This window comes from Bacteroides neonati (assembly GCF_000499785.1).
In the GTDB taxonomy this organism is placed as follows: domain Bacteria; phylum Bacteroidota; class Bacteroidia; order Bacteroidales; family Bacteroidaceae; genus Bacteroides; species Bacteroides neonati.
Genome location: NZ_HG726023.1, coordinates 282,893 through 304,335 on the forward strand (window position 1 = coordinate 282,893; position 21,443 = coordinate 304,335).

Annotated in this window: 15 protein-coding genes; 5 read left to right on the top strand and 10 right to left on the bottom strand. The window is 45.3% G+C overall.

Annotated elements, in window-relative coordinates:
- Positions 1–170: 170 nt before the first annotated feature.
- The gene (locus TY03_RS13880; RefSeq protein WP_042371393.1) at positions 171–4,115 is read left to right on the top strand and encodes a hybrid sensor histidine kinase/response regulator transcription factor; all 3,945 of its coding nucleotides are present in this window, start codon (positions 171–173) and stop codon (positions 4,113–4,115) included.
- Here TY03_RS13880 and TY03_RS13885 read toward each other — a convergent pair.
- Positions 4,108–5,256, bottom strand: a complete 1,149-nt coding sequence (locus tag TY03_RS13885; RefSeq protein WP_187373997.1) for an esterase — start codon at positions 5,254–5,256, stop codon at positions 4,108–4,110. The two genes, TY03_RS13880 and TY03_RS13885, sit on opposite strands and share 8 nt — an antisense overlap.
- A 273-nt stretch (positions 5,257–5,529) precedes the next feature.
- On the opposite strand from TY03_RS13885, the gene TY03_RS13890 reads away from it, so the two are divergent.
- Positions 5,530–6,078 carry a glutathione peroxidase gene (locus TY03_RS13890; protein WP_042371002.1) on the top strand — a complete coding sequence of 183 codons (549 nt, stop codon included), beginning with the start codon at positions 5,530–5,532 and terminating at the stop codon, positions 6,076–6,078.
- Positions 6,079–6,182: 104 nt separating this feature from the next.
- On the opposite strand, the gene TY03_RS13895 is transcribed toward TY03_RS13890, so the two are convergent.
- The 4 genes from TY03_RS13895 to TY03_RS13910 form a co-directional block, all read right to left on the bottom strand.
- Entirely contained in the window at positions 6,183–7,220 is a 1,038-nt protein-coding gene (locus tag TY03_RS13895; RefSeq protein WP_042371004.1) for an NHL repeat-containing protein, read from the bottom strand.
- Between the two features lie 24 nt (positions 7,221–7,244).
- Positions 7,245–9,269, bottom strand: a complete 2,025-nt coding sequence (locus tag TY03_RS13900; protein WP_042371006.1) for a YncE family protein — start codon at positions 9,267–9,269, stop codon at positions 7,245–7,247.
- Between the two features lie 86 nt (positions 9,270–9,355).
- A complete protein-coding gene (locus TY03_RS13905) occupies positions 9,356–9,862 on the bottom strand; it encodes an NUDIX hydrolase (RefSeq protein WP_042371008.1) in 507 nt (168 codons plus the stop codon).
- 25 nt (positions 9,863–9,887) lie between these two features.
- The gene (locus TY03_RS13910) at positions 9,888–11,108 is read right to left on the bottom strand and encodes an S-adenosylmethionine:tRNA ribosyltransferase-isomerase (RefSeq protein WP_042371011.1); all 1,221 of its coding nucleotides are present in this window, start codon (positions 11,106–11,108) and stop codon (positions 9,888–9,890) included.
- Positions 11,109–11,175: 67 nt separating this feature from the next.
- On the opposite strand from TY03_RS13910, the gene TY03_RS13915 reads away from it, so the two are divergent.
- The 3 genes from TY03_RS13915 (at position 11,176) to TY03_RS13920 (ending at position 14,759) form a co-directional block, all read left to right on the top strand.
- Positions 11,176–12,225 (top strand): DUF2027 domain-containing protein, encoded by a 1,050-nt coding sequence (locus tag TY03_RS13915; protein WP_042371013.1) that lies wholly within the window; start codon positions 11,176–11,178, stop codon positions 12,223–12,225.
- A 455-nt stretch (positions 12,226–12,680) separates the two neighbouring features.
- Positions 12,681–12,848: a hypothetical protein gene (locus tag TY03_RS22475; protein WP_154663599.1), complete on the top strand. Its 168-nt coding sequence runs from the start codon at positions 12,681–12,683 to the stop codon at positions 12,846–12,848.
- A gap of 81 nt (positions 12,849–12,929) precedes the next feature.
- Positions 12,930–14,759, top strand: coding sequence for an endonuclease/exonuclease/phosphatase family protein (locus tag TY03_RS13920; RefSeq protein WP_042371397.1), 1,830 nt, complete (start codon positions 12,930–12,932; stop codon positions 14,757–14,759).
- A 100-nt stretch (positions 14,760–14,859) separates the two neighbouring features.
- Here TY03_RS13920 and TY03_RS13925 read toward each other — a convergent pair whose 3' ends face one another.
- From TY03_RS13925 to TY03_RS13945, 5 genes are all read right to left on the bottom strand, one after another.
- Positions 14,860–15,216 (bottom strand): hypothetical protein, encoded by a 357-nt coding sequence (locus TY03_RS13925; protein WP_042371015.1) that lies wholly within the window; start codon positions 15,214–15,216, stop codon positions 14,860–14,862.
- 233 nt (positions 15,217–15,449) lie between these two features.
- Positions 15,450–17,384: an MGH1-like glycoside hydrolase domain-containing protein gene (locus TY03_RS13930; RefSeq protein ID WP_042371017.1), complete on the bottom strand. Its 1,935-nt coding sequence runs from the start codon at positions 17,382–17,384 to the stop codon at positions 15,450–15,452.
- 12 nt (positions 17,385–17,396) lie between these two features.
- Positions 17,397–20,531: a glycoside hydrolase family 2 TIM barrel-domain containing protein gene (locus TY03_RS13935; protein ID WP_042371019.1), complete on the bottom strand. Its 3,135-nt coding sequence runs from the start codon at positions 20,529–20,531 to the stop codon at positions 17,397–17,399.
- On the bottom strand, positions 20,528–21,130 hold the full coding sequence (locus TY03_RS13940; RefSeq protein WP_042371020.1) for a lysine exporter LysO family protein: 603 nt from the start codon (positions 21,128–21,130) through the stop codon (positions 20,528–20,530). The genes TY03_RS13935 and TY03_RS13940 overlap by 4 nt, the downstream gene beginning before the upstream one ends.
- Positions 21,127–21,420, bottom strand: a complete 294-nt coding sequence (locus tag TY03_RS13945; protein ID WP_042371022.1) for a LysO family transporter — start codon at positions 21,418–21,420, stop codon at positions 21,127–21,129. The genes TY03_RS13940 and TY03_RS13945 overlap by 4 nt, the downstream gene beginning before the upstream one ends.
- Positions 21,421–21,443: the final 23 nt, after the last annotated feature.

Sequence of the window (21,443 nt, forward strand, 5' to 3'; positions counted from 1 at the left end):
ATGCCTCATTTATTGTTCCGCAAAGCTATGTTAAAGCTGTACTGTCTTCGTCCATTCTTGTACCAATGATGTCAGTAGATATCCTTTTTTATCCTTTATCCCCTGTATTTCTCGTATTTTTGTTATATTTGTACTTCGAAATACACATGTACTATTTGTTGACCTACTATATGAAAATCACTTTATGTCGATATATTCTATTGCTATTATTCGTAATAGGAAACCCTTCTTTTTTGTATGCGGATGATCATATAAATTATTATTTCAAGCAACTTTCTATTGAGCAAGGTCTGTCGCAAGGTACGGTCAATAGTATGCAACTCGACAACAAAGGTGTCATGTGGATTGGTACCAATGCCGGGTTAAACACCTTTGATAAAAATAAATTTAATGTTTATATGCACGATGAGCATCGAGTGCATTCTCTTCCGGGAAATGCGATTAATTTTATTTTCGAAGATTTACAAAATACAATCTGGGTATCGACCAATAATGGATTGGTGCAGTACGATCCTGTCATTGACGGTTTCCGACCAATACTTCCTAAGGGTAAAGGAACTGCCTATGGATATATGCCTTTTGATGATGGTATTTTATTCTCAGTGGCGGGCTCTTTTTTTGTCTATCATTATGCCTCACGGGAATTGACGGAGCATCGTATTAAGAATATTTCGAATGCAGAAGCTCTCTTTTTTGAGCATGTCCATCCTCTTGATAAAACAAAAGTATTGTTGACTAGTCGCGAATTCGGTATTTGGGTTTATGAACCTTTCTCTCATCGATTGAGCCGTCATCCGATACAAATGCAGAATATAGTGGCATCGTGTACCGATCAAAAAGGGAATTTTTATATCTCGTCTTACAAAGATGGTATACGTGGTTTTTCAAAAGAGGGTAAACAGTTGTTTCATCTTCATACTCATAACTCTGATTTGTCTAGCAATATCATACTTAACATGCTTTTTCATCATAATAAACTATGGGTCGGAACCGATGGAGGTGGCATTAATATAATTGATCCGGAGCATCCCAAGCAGATTAACTCATTACAGCATAAACCCGGTGTGAGAGGTACCCTGCCCAATAATTCGATTAAGATACTTTACGCAGACAAAAAGAAGAATTTATGGGCAGGTACCGTGCGCGATGGTATGTTTGGCATTCGGGAGGTGCCGATACATACTTATAAAGATGCACACTTAATGAGTGGCGAAGGATTGAGTGAGAAGATTGTAAACAGCTTACACGAAGATCATTCGGGCATTTTATGGATCGGTACCGATGGAGGAGGCATTAATTCCTATAGTCCGAAAACCGGTTCATTTGTTCATTATCCGCAAACTTTTGGAGAGAAGATCGTTTCCATTAGTAGCTATTCGCCTAACGAACTTTTGGTGTCGAATTACGAAAAAGGATTACTTATCTTTGATAAAAAGAGTGCTGGTTTCCGTCCATTTAACATTGTTAATAAAGAAATAAACGATCGAGAGTGCTTTAGTGGATATGCCGTATTTATAGATAAAGCATCAGAATACGAGGTTTTTCTTTTATCGGTGAATACTTACTTATTCAATATTGCCTCCAAGAGCTTTAGACAAATGACCACACGGGAAGACCAAAGTCATTTGCGGGCTTTGCGATTGATTCATTCAGATGGCAATCGATTTTATTTCAAGGGAAACAACCGTATTTTTCAAGCCAATCGTAGCGATCTTGTGTTGAAAACTATTTTTAAAGGGAATGAAAATGAATATATAAACTCTGCTTGCTTCGATGGAGAGAGACGGTTTTGGATAGGAACTGATTATGGGTTAAGTTATTATGATATACTGACACAGAAGCACGTGAAGATTGATACCAAACTATTCAGCGGTATATCTATGCTTTTTCTTGATGAACAGAAGCGACTTTGGATCAGTGCACAAAACCTGCTTTTTTCATATAGTATCGCTACCAATCGTTTTGCTATCTGGGGAGAAACGGATGGGTTTACAGCCAATGAGCTACTCTCTCCTCCCGTTTCTTCGAACCATGCACCGGTCTATTATATGGGAGGAGTATCGGGATTGATTAAAATAAATAAAGATATTTCTATTGATGGGTACTTGGAACCATCGATAAAACTGACCAATGTTGTGATTGATGGAGAAGTAACACCAACTAAGTCTGAGCGTATTTTACTTCCTTATAACTACAAGTCTTTGGCCATCAAGGTAACTTCCGACGAGACAGATATTTTTCGTAAAGTATTGTTTCGCTATACTCTATCGGGGATTAATCAACCGCCTATTGAAACGTATAGCTACAATCTTACATTGCCCCAGTTATTGCCTGGTACATACTCACTCGAAGTGGCTTGTAGTACGAAAAGCGGTAATTGGACGGTACCCACTCGCCTGCTTACCGTAGTGGTTACCCCTCCCTGGTATCAGCGACCTTGGGTGATCGTTGTCTTTTCATTCATCTTTTTTGCAAGTATTATCGGTGTTACTCGTCTGTTACTGATCAGGAAAGAAAGCAAGTTGAAATGGGCTATGAAAGAGCACGAGCAGCAGGTGTATGAAGAAAAAATAAAATTTTTAATCAATATTAGCCATGAGCTAAGAACACCACTTACACTTATTTATGCTCCGCTTAAGCGTTTACTCGACAGCTTTATTCCTCGTGCCGATAGTCAGGAGGATATGGAACGATATGGTACGCTCACCCGTATTTATAAACAAACTAAAGAGATGAAGAATATCATTAATATGGTACTTGATCTTAATAAGCTGGGGGATGCGAAAAAAAGATTAATGAAACAGCCCTATTTACTAAATAATTGGGTCAAAGAAGTCTCAGAGGATTTTAGAACAGAGTTTGAGTATCACCATATTCAATTGGAGTACCGATTTGATGATCGGGTTGGTACGGTTGTCTTCGATAAAAATAAATGTGAGATTGTACTCTCTAATTTACTCATGAACGCATTGAAGTTCAGCGTTCAAGATACTGTTGTTACTGTGTCGACTAAGATATGCGATACTTATGTTCGTATTTCCGTTTCTGATCAGGGTATTGGTCTTAACCAGATTGATCCTTCCAAATGTTTTGAACGTTTTTTTCAAGGCGAACACTCCGAAAATGGCAGTGGTATCGGGCTGTCGTATGCTAAAGCACTAATCGACCTTCATCAAGGACACATTGGAGCATCAAATAACTTGACGCAAGGAGCTACATTCTATTACGAACTACCTTTCGAGGAAAATGTTTTGTTGGAACACACAATTGATACGGTCGAAGCGGATATTTATACAGCCAAGCAATATGCAGATCATGAAAATAGTTTTTCCACGAAGGCATATACGATTATTGTTATAGAAGATAAAGCGGAATTGCTCGAGTTTTTGAGAGAGGAACTGAAAGGCTTGTTTTCTAAGGTATACACTGCTTCGAATGGGGAGAAAGCCTTACGGATAATTAAAGAGAAGAGTCCCGATATTATTGTAAGTGACGTTATGATGCCTTTAATGGATGGCTTTGAGCTGTGTAAGCGCGTAAAGGAGGAGCTTGAAATCAGTCATATTCCCATTATTTTACTCACTGCCCGCACGGATGAGAACAGTACCTCGTTAGGTTATAAGCTGGGAGCGGACGCCTATCTTCCTAAGCCTTTTGAGTTGAATACATTGCTTGATGTTATATGCAACTTGTTGAAGATGAAAGAACGTATCAAGTCCTTTTTGAGTAAAGGAACGACGGATCATCTGCTGATTGATGCTCTAACTACCAATAATGCTGATGAAGCCTTTATTAAAAAACTAAATAGCATAATCAATACCAATATAGATAATCCTCAACTTGATGTTGCTTTCTTAATGCAAGAAATGGCTATTTCCAGAACCCCGCTTTACAATAAGATTAAAGCACTTACTGGTATAGGAGTGAATGACTATATAAATAATATACGTATTGCGCAAGCAAAAGAGTTATTGGCTCAAACCGACAAAAGTATCACCGAGATATCAGACCTTACAGGGTTTAGTTATCAGCGTTATTTTAGTACAATTTTTAAGCAGGCAACCGGAGTCAGTCCGAGCCAATACCGAAACAATATACGTGGAGAAGCTACTTAAATATCAATGTTACAAACTCCGATAAATAGTTTCTCCAATTCGTCCATACGTGTCCTTTATCGGTTTCCCGATAGATGTATGGCATGTGCAAGGCATTCATCTGGTTGCGTTGTTTTGCCACATCGTTGTACAGGAAGTCGTCTTTTCCGATGCCTATCCAGTAAAGTTTGTATCCTTGCTTAGCTTGTTGCATTAATTTTTCATCCATTTTTTCATAGATGGTTGATGCAATGCCTTTGTCCGGATAGATAGCAGGAGAAAATAGTCCGATATAATCGAATAATTCGGGGTTATTGGCTGATATGTAGAGTGAATGATACCCTCCCATTGATAATCCGGCAATGGCTCTTCCGGCCTTATTCTTTTTAACGTTATAGTTACTTTCAATAAAAGCTAATATATCGTTAAACGAGCTTTCGAACTCTCCATCCATTGTATGTGGTAAGAGAAACGAAGGCATATAAAAGCCTTTCGAGTCTTGTCCGGGAGTGGCTTGCTGTACTACGTTTCCATTGCTCATCACCACAATCATTGGCGAAGCTTTGCCGCTTTCAATCAGATTATCGAGAATCTGACTCACGCGTCCTAAATTCAACCAAGCTTCTTCGTCACCTCCCATGCCATGTAGTAAATAGAGAACGGGATATTTTTTTTTGCTTGACTCATATCCGGGAGGAGTATAAATACTAAGTCTTCGCTGTTTGTTGAGGGTTGGTGATGGATACCACCTATGTGATACGGTACCGTGAGAGATGTCTTTTACCCCATACATGTGCGAGGTGCCTTCTATCATAAAAATACTGTATAATGTAGATGCATCGCGAATCTGATACACATTGCTTGGATCTATTAAATCGACTCCGTCAACATTAAAGGTATAAATATATACATCGGGCAATAACGTTGACGTTTGGTAGCTCCAAATGCCATTTGTTAGTTGCATGGAAGCACTTCCGTTGATTAGCCAATCGCCTTTAATTGACACCTGTTTGGCATTTGGCATATATAAACTGAATGTAACAGAACCGTCAGAATTGATACTAGGTGAGATAATGCGCGAGGGAATTGTTGATAAACTTTGCTGGGCAAAGGTACTTGTAATATACAGCAATAACAGCCATATGAATAAATATCTTTTCATGAACTCAAATACGGTTTATTGTAATTAGACATATTAATTAAATAGTGTCGACTCTTTATTTCATAATCGAGCCGTCTTTACAATAAATGAGGAGGCATGAATTCGAAAGACAAAAGTAAATTTATTTTTCTGATTATCCATACTAATAGATACTTTTTTTGTCTTATACTTATTTAATTATGAATTTCCTCGAAATGGTATTTGCAACTTTTTTACTCTTACCGTTGTTTATATCAATATACGAACTCTAATATACATAACAATTAAAAAGAAATGAAGCTAATTATGTCACTCCTCATGGCTCTGGGTTTGTATGTTCCGGTAAGTGCCCAGAGTAAACAAACATTTTATGATTTTATAGTGAAAACCATTGAAGGTAAGGATTACCCTCTCTCGGAACTAAAGGGGAAAAAGGTGCTGGTTGTCAACGTAGCCTCTAAATGTGGTCTTACGCCGCAGTATAAAGAGTTGCAAGAGCTGTACGATACTTATAAAGATCAGAATTTTGTGATTATTGGCTTCCCTGCCAACAACTTCTTATGGCAGGAGCCGGGAACAAATAGCGAGATAGCTCAGTTCTGTTCACTGAATTATGGTGTCACGTTTCCGATGATGGAGAAAATATCCGTCAAAGGAAAAGAGATGGCACCGCTCTATCAATGGCTGACGGAGAAAATAAGAAATGGAAAGCAAGATGCACCGGTAGGATGGAACTTTCAGAAATTTATGGTGGATGAGAATGGGAACTGGGTAGGCATGGTGCCTCCTAAAACAAGTCCGCTTTCGGATACCATTGTGAATTGGATTAAAGGAATCAATTAATAATCATTTTATATTTCACACGAATCCCTCCAAAAGGTCTTTTAGGTCTTTTGGAGGGATTCGTGTAAAATAAGCCCATGAGTTGTATGGGTAAGCCGTTGTCGCTACTCGCTCTCTTTTATTTCATTGGTGATAATCTTTACCTCATATAGTTTATTGGCGGCGATGTCGGTGATCCACATCCGGTCTTCATCGATCACGATTCGTTGAGCCTTTTGTAGCTTGGCTCCGAACAGGGTGGTGAACGTATGGGTAACCTGCCCCTTTTTGCAATCGTACAGATGGATGGTACCATTGCTTTGTATCAGGAAAAAATGATCTTGATACGGAGCAGCTCCTACCATGTTGAAGTCAAAACTAAGCGTCTTCTCGCTATCAATCAATTCCTTGTTTGAACCCTGTTCTACTTTATCGGGTTGGATGTAGGTTAGCTTCTTGTTACCATATTGCCCAAAGTCGGTTACATAAATACCCTTCTCATCGGCAAACATCTGATAGGGGTTGAATCCGTTGTTCGTATCGAATCCGGCGGTCGAGGATTTGCAGTAGTACGGCACTTTCATGTAGTTGGCAGGGGTTATATCGCTTTCGCGGTACACCTGCATACAGTTCTTGGTGCGTACATAGATGTATCCGTCGCGGATCAGCATGGCGTGGGCATGTAGCATCTGTGTGTTGCCATCTCCCCACTGTCCCGTCCCGATGCGTGTGATGAATTGATCGGCTGTGCTGTCGAATACGTCGATCTGCGAACCGATATTGGCCACATAAAGCCGGCCGTTGGATACGGATATCGCTTCGATCTTATTGTTTGGAAACGTTTGTTCACGCTCCTGATACGTCCAGCTACGCAGTGTTTTTATCTTTTGTTTGGTTTGAATGTTATAGAGAATGACACTCTGCATGCCTTCTTTGTTGTTGGCTATGTAGAGTACGTTTTCGTGCTGACAGACAGGCCCCGGAACGTATTCGCCCGGTGCAAGGCCTAAAGCAGCCGCATCGATAGCCGATTGAGCCACGTACGAATAATAGTAGTGGCTGGTATAGTTCTCGTTCTCTGTTTCGGGTATTAACTCTTCTTTCGAACAGCCGGCGGCAACGAAGAGGGCGAAAAGAGCGATAAGGGTTTGTTTTATTTTCATAAATATATAGGTGAATGGTGTTGTTTAGTTGAATTGAGTCAATGGAATGGCTATCACAATCTTGTTGCCTCTGTCTACGGCAAAGAGCGTAGCCCGGGCTACGGACATCTTTTCGAGATTCTTGAATGCATATACCGAACTGTAATCTTTCACTGTGGTGCCATTGGCCGGATCGATCTCTATGAGGCGGGGAGCCGAGTTTTGTGCCACAAGTACCCTGTTGTTAAAGCAAACAACATCGACAGGTGTTTTCGTTAAGCTCAACGCTGTGCCGGCGGGTGGTAGAATAGAGCTTTCGAGAATGCTGCTTACGTTGTACGTATAGATTTTCTTACCGGGAGCATAGGTGGTATAGAGCCATCCTTTCGAATCGATATCTGCACCGTATACAACGTCTGCTTCGGAGAGACGTTCGGTTTGTGCGAAGCGCGACACACGGGTATATGCATCGGGTGTGAGGTCATTTGCATCATAAATGTTCACCTTCTTTTTATCTTTGATAAAGACAAAACCACCCGCGGCTACCGTTTCGTAGGCGTGTACTGTTTGTGTACCTCCATCGCCCCAATTGCCTGTACCGATGGCTGTGATGAATTCGAGTGAGCGTGCGTCGAACACATCGGTGCGGCTGTTGATGTTGTTGACAAAGAGCCGTTCGCCATCACAAGCTATGCCTTTCGGAGTACCGATAAAGGTTTGTGTTGCACCTCTGAAACTCCACTCTTTCAAGCTTTTCAGGTGGGTCAGTTTACCGTCTGCTTCGCTGAATACCTCTACGCTGAAATGTGTCGTTCCATTGACCGAGGCATCGTTTAGTACATATACGCGGTTGCCCGACGCGCAAACATCTTTGGGAGTAAAGGTCGCTTCGGTAGCTCCCGGTATCTTCGTATAGTCGATGGTCAGAGAAAGCGGAGTACCTTTGGTGGGATCGGACAGCTCGCCTAGTTTACGTCCTACGAGTCCCCCGTCAATGGCATCCAGTTCAGGGTCTTCGATTACATATCGCGAACTCAGGTATTTTTCCGATCCGTATAACTTGCCGTTTTTTCGCGTACCGAGGAAACGACGGGAGTAAACCGGCAGTTCTTTGTTGCGCGACATCTCTGTGTATAAACGGCGGCATACTTCGGTGAACCCTTTACTGTCTCCATAGGTCATGTTGCCATCGTGTCCGTAGCCCATGCAGTGTCCGTATTCGTGAAAGAAGGTATGTGAATCGGCAGAATCATCAGCATAGTGCGAGACGAATTGCCATTCGGCCACTCCGTAGGTATTGCCTCCTCCCAGACCATTGACACCCGAGGTATGGCCCAATACCAAGGTTCCGTTCTTACGCATGGTTCGGTCGAGAATGGTTTGCTTCGGTATCAGTGAAGAGGGGTCGTTGTTGGCATAGAATGAATAGGCATTGAGCGTGTCTTTTGTGCGCTCTTGCGAAAACATCCATCCCATGTTCATGATAAAGGCGATACTTTCGCGGCAGTGTGCCGGTAGGATTTTATATGCCCACGAACCACTACCCGAATAGGCAGAGAACTCCACGCGAACGTTGTAGGGCATCTCGGTAACTTGTTTGTAGAACTTATCGTTGCACTCAACACTGATTTTGAGATCGGCCGCAGATAGATAGGGGTTTTTCTCTATCCTGATTTTCTTGCCCGATCGTGTTTGGTACACCTTGCTGGCTTCGGTTGCCGGGAGTTTTTGGTGAAACTCGGTGAAGGGAGGTATCTCGTCAAAGTGAGCCAACTTGAACTCTTCGTCATAGCCGATTATCTGTCCCCAAACGGTTAAGTCGGTTGTCTTTCGCGGGCCGTAGTATTTGAAGTAGAGCTCCTGTTGCTCGTTAATCTCTATTTGCAACGGTTGGTTGATACGCAAGCTGCGCATTTTCTGATTGAACAGTACTTCGTCGGGCTCGTTGTCGGCCAGCAAGGGTGCCGAGTTACTCTCGGTAAACCCGTCTTTGCTTATCTGAATGATTCCCTGCTCGCTTTCCGTCGGTTTGTTGTTGTCTGTTACTGTACTGTCGTCGGTACAGCTCATGAATAGAGAGGTGCTAAAAAATAAAAGGACGACTGTGTGTAGTCGTTTTGTTTTGATTTGCATGAGTCTTGTTCGTTTGTGTTTGTTTATATAAGAAGGTTTACTCTCTTTAGTTCTGTTTCGAAGTTGGGTGTAAAGACTCCCTTCCCGAGATTCGCCTTAATTTCTTCGATGTTCCAGAACCGCCCTCCGTCCAGTTCATCGCTTGGACAAAGGGGGCCATCGTATACGGTTTTGTGCACAAAGACCAATTCGCGTTCGCGATCCGATTCAAAAACATAGCTTGTCAGCATTTCGGGAACGAAATCGGTGATATTCAACTCCTCCCGGCTTTCGCGTTTCAACGCTATCTCTACACTCTCGCCCATATCGATGTGTCCACCTACGGCTGTATCCCACTTCCCCGGCTGAATGTCTTTCCATTCGGGACGTTTCTGCAAGTAGAGTTCGCCCTGCGAGTTGAATATGTGTAAATGAACGACCGGATGTAGGAGTTTGCTCCCGCTGTGGCATTCGCCGCGCGTAGCGGCACTTACTATATTTCCTTGTTCATCGACGATAGGAAACATCTCTTGGTTGTTATCACTTTGCATTTTATATGTGTGTTAGTTCTCGTGTTTAAGGAATCAATAGAGAGGAATCGCCATAACTCAGAAAGCGGAAATCGTGATCAAGAGCATAGTCGTATATTCGCTTCCAATCGCCCTTCACAAAAGCCGAAACAAGAAGCAGCAGTGTGCTTTGTGGCTGGTGAAAGTTAGTAACCATTGCCTTTACAATGCGGTATTTATACCCCGGAGCAATAATAATCTGAGTGCTTGAGTGCAAAGCCTCCATGCCGTGACGATCGAGGTAGCCCAGAATTTTTTGCAGTGCAACCACCGGACGAATCTCTTCGAAAGGTTCGTATGCTTGCCATTGACGCACGTGCAGTTGCTCTTCGGTTGCTTCGGGGCAGGCGGCCAGTGTGGCTCCGATATGGTACAAGCTCTCCAGTGTTCGTACCGAGGTAGTGCCTACCGCTATGGCTTGTCCGTCGTGCTTGATCAGCTTTTTAATGAGCGTGCGTGGCACCGATATGTATTCGGTATGCATTTCATGCCCCTCTATCTCTTCGCTTTTTACGGGGCGAAAGGTACCTGCACCTACGTGAAGCGTCAGCTCTTCCAAATCAATCCCTTTCGTGCACAGGGCTTCGAGCACATTTGGGGTAAAGTGCAATCCCGCTGTAGGAGCAGCCACCGAGCCCTTTATCTTCGAATATACTGTTTGGTAGGTCTCTTTATCGCTCTCCTCGGTGTCGCGGTTCAAGTAAGGGGGGATGGGTAGTTCGCCGAAAACCTCCAGAATATCGGCAAAGGTTACCGAAGGGTTGTTCCACCGGAAGTCGACCCAATGGCTTGTTCCGTGACACTCGCCGCGTGTGGCCGTCAAAGTAATCGGACATCCCTTTACCGTCATTTCCCGTTTCAGGCTTCCCTCTTTCCATTTCTTCAGATTACCGATCATACAGAGCCACGAGGCTTGTTCGGTTTGCTGAAAGTTGAGTACGTAATCGTTGGGCAAGATGGGCTCGAGGCAGAATATCTCGATCAGCGCACCCGTGTCTTTGTGGAAATGCATACGTGCCTGAATCACCTTGGTGTTGTTGAACACCATCAAACTACCCTCGGGCAGATAGGTAGGGAGTGAGGCAAAGCCATCTTCAATGATTTCGCCGTGGCGATAGATGAGAAGCTTTGATTGGTCGCGTACGGGGAGGGGAAATTTAGCAATGCGTTCGTCGGGAAGCGCATAATTGTATTCGTCAATACGGATATGTTTCGGGTTTTCTTTCATGATTCTTTATTTCTTCGGCAAAAATAACGATATTTGCTGAACTAATGAACTAATAGCATATAAAGAGATGAAAATAGGAGATAAAGTACGCTTTCTGAGTGAAGTGGGCGGTGGTATCGTGAAGGGATTTCGCGGTAAAGACACCGTGCTGGTCGAAGATGCCGATGGGTTTGATATCCCCATGCCTGCGCGCGAATGTGTGGTGATCGATACCGATGATTACAATATGAAGCATAAGAGCACGGTTTCGAGCCCGAAGGCAGTAGAGCCACCCAAGCCGGTGAAGCCCGAAATATCGACCTTTCGTCCATCCGAAGTGCGTGGAGGCGATACACTGAATGTATGTCTGGCCTTTGTGCCCGAGGATGTAAAGGCCATCAGCCAAACCCCTTTCGAGGTCTATTTGGTGAACGATAGCAACTATTACCTCTATTACACCTACCTCAGTGCCGAGGGAAAAGCGTGGAAGAACCGCTCGCACGGATTGATCGAACCCAATACGAAGCTCTATCTGGAGAGTTTCGCCAAAGATGTGTTGAACGAAATGGAACATGTAGCCGTGCAACTCATACCGTTTAAAGAAGACCGCACGTTTGCCTTGAAACCCTCGGTGAGCGTAGAGCTACGCATCGATACGGTGAAGTTTTACAAGCTACATACGTTCCGCGACTCGGAATTCTTCGAAGAACCTGCTTTGATCTATCCGATTGTGACCAACGATGTATCTGTAAAGCAGGTATTTGTGGCTGCCGAAGAGATTCAAACTGCTTTGTTGCAGAAGAAAGAGGTGGAGAAGCCTCGGTCGCAGTCGATTGTAAAGCGCGGTGGTGGCAATGAGATTCTGGAGATAGACCTGCACATTTCCGAATTGCTCGACGATACGAAAGGAATGGCCAATGCCGACATACTTCGCTATCAGCTCGACAAGTTTAACGAAGTGATGGAGAAATATAAGACCAAGCGCGAGCAAAAGATCGTGTTCATTCACGGCAAAGGCGATGGCGTATTGCGCAAGGCTTTGCTCGAGGAACTTCGCAAAAAGTACGGTACTTGCAAGTCGCAAGATGCCTCGTTTCAGGAATATGGGTTCGGTGCTACGATGGTAACCATCAAATAAGCAAACTGTCGTGTCCCTTTCCCAAGTAGACTTCTGACATTATATGAAATGGATATTTGCCAAGGTGTGAAGCTGAGGAAATATCCATTTTATCTTTCTTGTAGTACCTCAAATATTTGTTTTGTTTTTAACACTGTTAATTTCCTTTTCTTACTTTGCCTCCATGGTTCTGAAAGAATAGGTAGTCTTGCCAATAAGGAGTACGTACTTTAGTGTATAAAAAGTACGTTTTTAACGCACTCTTAAAATAGTTCTCTTGGAAATAATGAATTAGATAAGTTGATGAATTACTTTATTGTGTTTAAAATCAATTAACTACATCTTTTTCTTCTTCTCTTTTCCTATCTGTTACCCTTTTCTTTTGTAGCTCTCTTCTGTTTTATTATCGGCTCTATGGTTAGTGATAGTTGTCTGTTAATCAACTTCATCCGTTTGAATAGGATCGATTTTAAATTATGCTGACGGTTCGCTATCAAGGAATGAAGTATCAAGTAGCCTCTTTCCCTCGTTTTGAAGCACAGGATCAGTTATGCGATTTTATTGATCGCGCTGCCGACGGCCGGTATACCAATGAACTCGATATTACCATTCGCAACAAAGAGCTGCAACAAAAGTATAAATAGGGTGCAAGAGAACTTTACATAGAATATTTTGTATACATTTGCCCCAAATTGCAAGAAATAAAGAAAAACATGAGAAACACCATGAAGAGAAGCGCGGTAGCCCTGCTTGCTGCTTTTTTAATGCTGTCGGCACAAGCCGGAACAACATTGCGTATGATGAGCTACAATGTTCGGAATGCAAAGGGGTTGGATAATGTAACCAACTATCAGCGCATAGCCAATGTGATAAACAATGCCTGCCCCGATGTGGTTGCACTGCAAGAACTGGACAGTATGACCCTCCGAAGCAATCGAACCGATGTTCTTAAAGAGTTGGCAGAGCGTACGCAGATGTATGCCTGTTTTGCACCTGCCATTGCTTTTGACGGCGGAAAATACGGTATTGGTTTATTGAGTAAGGAAAAACCCTTGCAGGTTCGGATGCTTTCCTTGCCGGGCAGGGAAGAACAACGTGCGCTGCTGATAGTAGAGTTCAAAGACTACCTGTATAGTTGTGTACATCTTTCTTTGACCGAAGAGGATCGGATGAAGTCTGTCGAAATCATCAAGGCCGAAGCAGCTAAAGTTCAGAAACCATTCTTTCTGGCGGGAGATTTCAATGATTCGCCAACGTCAACCTGTATGAAAGAGGTGCAGAAGGAGTTTCAACTGCTATCGAATGTAAAGCAGGCCACTTTTCCGGCCAACAAGCCTGTCGATGTTATCGATTATATACTTGCCTATAAAGCTACCACGAGCAATTATGTGGTTACTTTGGCCCGGGTGATAGATGAGCCGTTGGCTTCCGATCATCGTCCCTTGTTGACGGAGATTCGCTTTGCCGAAGCAGCCGACAATATCTTCCGCACAAAACCTTACCTGCAAAACCCAACCGATGGCGGCATTACGGTGATATGGCAAACAACCGTTCCGGCTTATGCCTGGGTCGAGTATGGTACCGATAAGAATAACCTGCAAAGAGCACGCACGTTGATCAATGGACAGACCTTGTGCAATAATACCATCCACAAGGTGCGTCTCAATGACTTGCAACCCGGGAAAACGTACTATTATCGCATCTGCTCGCAGGAAATATTGCTTTATCAAGCTTATAAAAAAGAGTTTGGTCATACGGCACAGTCGGAGCTTTCGAGCTTTACGCTGCCCTCAGTCGGTCAAACCGACTTCACTGCGGTTATATTCAACGATCTGCATCAGCAGGAAGCTACGGTACGTGCTTTATGCAGTCAACTGAAGGGGATTCGGTATGATTTCGCTGTTTTCAACGGCGATTGTGTAGACGATCCTGCCAACCACGATCAGGCCACGAAGTACATCAGTGTGTTGAATGAAGCGGTGGGAGCAGATCGCATACCTGTTTTCTTCATGCGTGGCAATCATGAAATCCGCAATGCGTACTCCATTGGTCTGCAAAGTTTGTACGATTATGTGGGTGGGAAAACGTATGGCGCTTTCTCTTGGGGAGATACCCGTATCGTGATGCTCGATTGTGGCGAAGACAAACCGGACGACCATTGGGTATATTACGGTTTGAACGACTTTACCCAACTGCGCAACGATCAGACGGAGTTCTTGAAACAGGAGTTGGCTTCCAAAGCATTCAAGAAGTCTGCTAAGAAAGTATTGTTGCACCATATTCCTCTTTATGGCAATGCTTCCGAATACAATCCGTGTGTGGAATTGTGGGGCAAGCAACTCTCCAAAGCGCCGTTCGATGTCTGTGTCAACGGACATAACCATGAGTTTGCTTATCACCCGAAAGGGAGTCACGGCAATCACTTTCCGGTTATTATCGGGGGAGGACCGAGCCTAGATAAAGCCACCGTTGTTATTCTCGAGAAGCGTGGGAATGTTTTAAAGACCAAAGTGCTGAACACCAAAGGAGAGGTACAGTTTGAAACTTCTTACTGATAGCTTGTGAGCAAGCAGATCAGTTGTAAATAGATAAAAAAACGGGTGTCGATGGTTTGATCCATTGACACCCGTCTTTTTTTTATGATGCTTCATTACATTACTTGTTCAGTTCAATACCTTTGTTCTTCAACGTTACATTCATCAACGCAGCATACTTGCTGTATTGCTCGTTGGTAAGTGTTTGTCTCATCAACTTCAAGTTTCCGTAAACTGCATTGTACAATTTGGCATCTTTATTCTTCTTAGAGCTGGTAGCTCTTCCCATCTGTTCGGTGAAATAAGAGCAGATGTTTGATACCTCTTCGCTTTGAGCCGAGTTCAGCTTCAAGTACTGTCCCAATTTGGTTACGTTAATGTTACCTTCCCATTTTGCAGTTGTAGGTTGGTTTCCTGCTGCATACGTTGTAGCTGCGATACATAATGCTGCTACGATTGTCATTCCAATTTTTTTCATACTAATACCTACTTTAATTGTTATTCCTAAAAACTAATCTATTTACCTAAAACTAATACCTATTGAAAACATAGGTTTAAAGCACTTGGCTTTTTCTTTTTACCTATGCAAATATAGAAATATGTTTTAGAACATAAAAAGATAAGTAGGTAAAAGTATCTCTTATACTATCCTTTTTTGACCTAGATCAATTATATGAGTGTGAAAACGACTGTTTTATTAGCAAAATGAAATTATTTTGTAATATCATTCGCCTGTTTGCCATACTCTTCGTACAAGAGTAGCAGGTGCACCGAGCTCCAACTAAAATGTGGTGCTTTGAGACATTCGCCCGTATGGGTGCCATAATTTTCGTGAATAGGTGCACCATTCTTTAGCCCTTGCAGGCGGTCGAACACCTGTTTGGTACATGCATCGGCTCTGTCGTTATAGCCATAGTTACGCAATCCTTTGATGGCAAAGTACGTCTGATCTAACCAAATTGGGCCTCGCCAATAACCTTTAGGCATAAACTTGGGATTATCGGCTGCCACGGTAGGGAAGGGAATATAGGTGGCAAATTTGGTTGTATCGGTAAGCAGTTTCATGGCACGCTCCATCTGTTCGGGGGTAGCGATGCCTGTCCACAGAGGAATATAGGCCTCGCAGCCCTCTTCTTTTACGAAACTGCCATCGCTGAGGCGGCGGTCGAAGAAGAACCCTGTTTCGGTATCGAAAAAGTAATTGGCAACATCGGCCGTATAATCTTTCTCTTCAAAGGGCTGCCCGATAAGCGAAGCAAACTTTTTCAGCAACTGATACTCTTGCGCCAGGTATGCGTTGAGGTCTACGCTCTCCTGATCGAAGCTCCAGGCATTCTCTGCATCGTTCTTCACCATTTGGGCATTGTCAAAGCGAATGGCGTTGTCCATACCGCTTTCCCATGCTGCCGCTTCGGTAGTACCGTCGGTCGATCCGAATTCGCAGATACCATTGCGGTTATGATCGCGCTTCAAGTACCACCAGCGATGATAAGCCAGCAGTTGCGGATACATCTCACGTACAAAGGCGGTATCTTGTGTGTGGGTAAAGATTTCATCGACCGCCCAGGCTGCTAATGGTGGTTTGCTGTCGCGGGCATTGTTCTCTTCGGGATTGGTGTAGATACAGTCGATTATCATACCGTCGGGCAACTGATAGTCGAACATGGCACGGATGTTGTTTTTAGCCAATTCGGGAGCAAAGCGTGCCAGAGCTACTGAGAATCGCCAAGAGTCCCATGCCCAAAAGCCCACAAAGTAACCTACCGCATGGCTGGGAATGATCCCTTCGTGCAACAATCCGCCTCGGTTGGTACGCCAGTTAGAGAGTAGCGTAACAACCGATTTCACGGCAATACGGTCGTACTCTTTCGGCATGTCCTTCCGGAGAATACGGCTTAGATACTCTTCCCAACGCTTGTTGTTGGCCTGAATAAAAGAGTCGGGCTGGCAGAGTACGGTGGCAGCTTTTTGCATGCCTGCTACCTTTTCTTTCTCGTTGTAGAAGAAAGAAAGGCTGATAGAGACCTTTTTCCCACCTTCGCATATGGCTTGATAATTGGTGTCGGTACAGGTGATGCGTGTGTCGGGAGTAAAACCGATGGAAACGATTTCACCGGAGGGGTGGGTGGCAATGACCGTTGTCTGATCCAATGCAAAGGTGGTTCCGGGAGCCCAATCATTGCCTGTAAAGCAGAGTTCTCCGGCTGTGTCGGCATATACGGAGAGTAGTGCCGTAGTGGCATCGGCAAACAGTAGTTGCTGACTTATCTTGCCCGAAGCCGATCGGGCAGATAGATAGAGTTCTCCCGGATAATAGTTGGTAGAGTCGGGTGTAAATACCTCCTTCGGTGCTTTACCGAAATGAGCTGTTACGGCTGCCTTGGCCATCCAGTTACGCTTGTCGATGCTGAACGGACCGCAAAACCCATTGACCCACCGATCGGTTTGCGGCAGCGTGAATCCCATCCACGAACCCTGATCGGTAAACCATCCGGTGCAACGTACGGCTGTATCGGGTGTATAAGCAATATCGATAATATGATCGAATTGGTACCTGACCGCATTCGATGCTTTCTCTTTACTGCCGCAAGCCATAATAAGGCTTGCCAACAGTATACAAAGAAGGAGTGACGGAATTTGTTTCATGGTTTTCGTGTATTAAAGAGGTTGTAAGGTAAAGGTATAACTCATGGTTTCGGGGGTGATGGTGTATTCGGGATGCACTTGTGCGCCCCACGTATTATCGCCTCCTACGCCCATTTGGCGGTGATCGATGTTGAGCCATACCAAATCTTTGGGGGCGATGCTTCCACCGTGGCGACGCTCTACGTTGAACGGACGGTATTCGATATCTTCCATCGGGAAGTTCCAGGCACTGACACTGAGCGGTTGTACTCCTCGAACAAGCAATCCGCGACCCTCTTTGTCGCAAAGCGATAACCAACGGACATCGCACTTATTGCCCGTCTCTTGTGCGCGCACATAAGGATGATATTGTTCCCATACACTTGCTTGATATCGACCGATGAGTGCCGAGCTTTTACGGTCGGCATAGTTCTCGTGTGGGCCGCGTCCGAACCAGGTCATCCGATCGTATTGACCGGGCAGTATCATCCTCATGCCGAAGCGTGGTAGCTCGGGTAGTGGTTTCTGTCCCGGTACGAACTTCATGCTGACTTGTACCGTTCCGTCGGGTCGTATTGCGTACGAGGTTTCCAGCTTGGCTTCTTGTGCCTTCATGTCGTAATGAGCCACTACGTAGGCGATTTGTTTATCATCACTCACGCGCAGGTCGAGTTCGCTCAGTACCATCTCCTTGCCTGCATATTGCCAGGTGGCACAGCGTTCGGCTGTTTTGTTGGCTACGTCATTGTCGGTCAGTCCGCGCCAGAAGTTGGGTTGCAGCCCCTCTTTCAGCAGTTCCCTGCCTTTATAGGTAAAGGAGGTCATTTCGCCGGTGCGGATAGCAAAGCGTATGCATAAATCGGGAGCGGTTATGAGAATACTGTCGGCAGTACGTTTGCTGTTGAGGGTATTGGCAGATGGTCCGATGGGGCATATTTGCGGCTTAGGAGTGGGTAGTTGCCACTGCTCCATGGCGGTGCTGTGTCCCTGAGGCACGAGTGGAGCTTCATTACGGGTGATGGCTTCCAGCTTCAAGAAATATTCCCGTCCGTTGGCAGGCAGTGGCTTTAGCGGTAGGGTTACCTGTCCGGTCGTATGCGGAGCGATGAAGGGAAAATCCATTGTACCCCCATCAAAAGGTAGACCGTCAGCCTCTACTGTCCAGCGCAGCAAGAGTCCGTCCATGCCGATGAAGTCGTGACGATTGGTCACCGCAATTTGATTGGTGGTGAAGGGCACGGGAGCAAAATGCACATACTGATACACCCGCTTCACCTCCCAGATATGCGGATGCAGTGAGCGGTCAGCAGCTACGAGTCCGTTGGCGCAGAAGTTAGAGTCGTTGGGAACACCGGCAAAGCCCATGTCGCCACCGTAGGCGGCAATCTTTCGTCCGTTGTTGTCCTGCTTCTCAAAGGTCTGGTCTACCCAGTCCCAGATGAAGCCGCCTTGCAGTTGGTCGTATGCATAGATCAAGTCCCAGTAATCTTGCAGGTTGCCTACGCTGTTGCCCATGGCATGTGCATATTCGCAGAGGATGAGCGGACGGGGCTGACGTTGGTTGACGTGTTCGCGCAACCACCAGATGCGGCCGTACATGGGGCAGTAGATGTCCGACAATCCTTGCTTGCGTGCACCTTCGTATTGTACGGGGCGCGTGGGGTCGAACTCCTTTGTCCAATGATAAAGCGTTTCAAAGTTCTTTCCATAGCCCGATTCATTGCCCAGCGACCAGGTAACGATGGAGGTGAAGTTGCGGTCGCGTCTTACCATTCGCTCCATTCGTTGGCGGAAAGGAAGTTCCCAATCGGGGTAGTTTGCCAAGGTTTCGTCTTTATGGTGTTCCATACCGTGGCTTTCGAGGTTGGCTTCGTCGATGAGGTAGAGGCCGTACCTATCGCACAGGGCATACCATTCGGGACGATTCGGGTAGTGAGAGTTGCGTACGGCGTTCAGGTTGAACTGTTTCATCAGCCGGATGTCTTGTATCATACTCTCCACCGTGATGGTGCGTCCCTTGAAGCGGTCGTGTTCGTGGCGGTTTACTCCTTTAAACTTCAGCGGTACATTGTTAATCAGTACCATACCGTTGCGCATCTCTACCGTGCGAAAGCCGAAGGGGTGTACGAACGATTCGATCATCTCGCCCTCTTTGGTGTATGTATTGACGATGAGTGTGTAAAGAGTTGGTGTCTCGGCACTCCAAGCTTTTACGTCTGCTACGCGGTGCTGCAGCGAAAAGAGCGTATCGGTTGCTTGCTTAATGGCCTCTTGATGGGCAAAGAGTTGTTGGTTTCCATCCATTAACTTCATCTCTACCACATATTCGGAGGTGGGAACGGTGGTGTGAAAGGTGATATCGAAGGCACCGTCTTTGTAATCATTGGTGAGTGCTGCGGTCAATTTGAAGTCTTTGACCCGGGTTTGGGGGCGGGCATACAAGTATACGCTACGCTCGATGCCGCTGTACTTCCAATAGTCCTGATCTTCGAGGTAGGAGCCGTCGCTGTATCGGAACACCTTGACGGCGAGTGTGTTCTTTCCCTTTTTGAGTAGTTGGCCGATGTTGAAGTGTGCCGGTAGGCGGCTGTCTTCGCTGTATCCAGCCAATTCGCCGTTTACCCAACAGTAGAAAGCCGACTCTACGCCTTCGAAGTCGAGAAACACATCCATCCCTTTCCAGTCGGCGGGTACGGTGAACTCGCGGACATAGGCACCCACCGGATTATAGTCGGCAGGAACAAAAGGCGGATTGGGCGGAAAGGGGTAGCTCACATCCGTATAGATCGGTGCGTCGAAGCCTTGCAGTTCCCAACTGCCCGGTACTTCAATGTTTTTCCACTTGCGGGTGTTGTAGCCCGGTTTCCAGAAACCATCGGGACAGGCAGCCGGTGTTTTTGAATAGAGAAACTTCCACGTACCATCGAGTGAGATACGCCGTTCGCTTTGAGGGTTTAAGGCCAAACATTGCGGAGCGGGCAATGCCTGTTGCTGCAAGGCTCCCGCTTCGTTTACAAACGGAATGAAGTGCGCGTGCATCGGTTCGCGATGCATGGCATTCACTTGCGGGTTCTGCCAGGGAACTTGGTTCGTATGGTGACCGGCTTGCGCCTTTGCTTCCGTCAGTAACGAACCGAAAAGAAGTGTATAAAATATCAGGTGTTTCATATTGAGCAAAATAAAGTGACTAAAAAGGGTACGCTAAAGTCGACCACAAATCCGTGGAAGATGGAGACGATGACAAACTCCTGTCCCGAACAGCGGGTGATGATGGGCAGTGTGGTGTCCATCGTCGTAGCTCCGCCTACGGAGATGGGAGCGAGTTTTCCGAAATACCGCACCAATAATGGGGCGCACAGCAGTGCGATGATTTCGCGCATGATGTTCGACAGCAGAGCGATAGTGCCCAGCTCGGCTCCTTTGTATTCGGTGATAAAGATACTCGATAGCGAATAGTATCCGAAGCCCGAACCCACTGCCATGCAGTCGGCAGGCGAGCGGTGTCCCAGAAAGAAGCTGATAAACGCACATCCCGCCAGTGTGCCCAGTATCGTCATGACGGGCAACAAGAGCAGCCGCGGGTTGAGCGAACGAAAACTCTTCAAGGTTTTCGGATCGTTGCCCACACTAATGCCTACGCTGAACATCAGCGCGCAGAGTGCGTAATAACTCAGTTTACTATCGGTAAAATCATAAGGAATCAGGTGATAGACCCCACAGATAGTACCCACTATAAAGAACGAAATGATAATCAAACTACCCTTCACGACTGTACCTCCTTTCGTTTCTTACCCGGTCGGATGTATATGAAGTACCAGAGCGCCCAGGCAGTGAGTGTGCTTCCGGCTACTGCTGCTAGTGTAATGATAGCTGCCTCGAAGCCTATGGTAGCCAGCCCGTTGATGATCGCTTCATTGCCCCCTACATCGATACCCAGCAGAAAGAGCAAGAGCCAGATGAGCAGCGTGATGACCCGATGAATCCAGGATAACTTCTTGTTTCGTAACAGGTAGCCCAGGAGCATTCCCGTGAGCATGATTCCAATGATTATAAACATATCTGTGTCTTTTTTTTGTGCAA

Excerpts from the sequence above, each read along its gene's own strand:
- TY03_RS13930 (WP_042371017.1), bottom strand. The coding sequence starts at position 17,384 with ATGAAACAAATTCCGTCACTCCTTCTTTGTATACTGTTGGCAAGCCTT.
- TY03_RS13935 (WP_042371019.1), bottom strand. The coding sequence starts at position 20,531 with ATGAAACACCTGATATTTTATACACTTCTTTTCGGTTCGTTACTGACG.
- TY03_RS13880 (WP_042371393.1), top strand. The coding sequence starts at position 171 with ATGAAAATCACTTTATGTCGATATATTCTATTGCTATTATTCGTAATA.
- TY03_RS13895 (WP_042371004.1), bottom strand. The coding sequence starts at position 7,220 with ATGAAAATAAAACAAACCCTTATCGCTCTTTTCGCCCTCTTCGTTGCC.
- TY03_RS13885 (WP_187373997.1), bottom strand. The coding sequence starts at position 5,256 with ATGAAAAGATATTTATTCATATGGCTGTTATTGCTGTATATTACAAGT.
- TY03_RS13905 (WP_042371008.1), bottom strand. The coding sequence starts at position 9,862 with ATGCAAAGTGATAACAACCAAGAGATGTTTCCTATCGTCGATGAACAA.
- TY03_RS13910 (WP_042371011.1), bottom strand. The coding sequence starts at position 11,108 with ATGAAAGAAAACCCGAAACATATCCGTATTGACGAATACAATTATGCG.
- TY03_RS13945 (WP_042371022.1), bottom strand. The coding sequence starts at position 21,420 with ATGTTTATAATCATTGGAATCATGCTCACGGGAATGCTCCTGGGCTAC.
- TY03_RS13900 (WP_042371006.1), bottom strand. The coding sequence starts at position 9,269 with ATGAGCTGTACCGACGACAGTACAGTAACAGACAACAACAAACCGACG.
- TY03_RS13890 (WP_042371002.1), top strand. The coding sequence starts at position 5,530 with ATGAAGCTAATTATGTCACTCCTCATGGCTCTGGGTTTGTATGTTCCG.
- TY03_RS13915 (WP_042371013.1), top strand. The coding sequence starts at position 11,176 with ATGAAAATAGGAGATAAAGTACGCTTTCTGAGTGAAGTGGGCGGTGGT.
- TY03_RS22475 (WP_154663599.1), top strand. The coding sequence starts at position 12,681 with ATGCTGACGGTTCGCTATCAAGGAATGAAGTATCAAGTAGCCTCTTTC.
- TY03_RS13925 (WP_042371015.1), bottom strand. The coding sequence starts at position 15,216 with ATGAAAAAAATTGGAATGACAATCGTAGCAGCATTATGTATCGCAGCT.
- TY03_RS13920 (WP_042371397.1), top strand. The coding sequence starts at position 12,930 with ATGAAGAGAAGCGCGGTAGCCCTGCTTGCTGCTTTTTTAATGCTGTCG.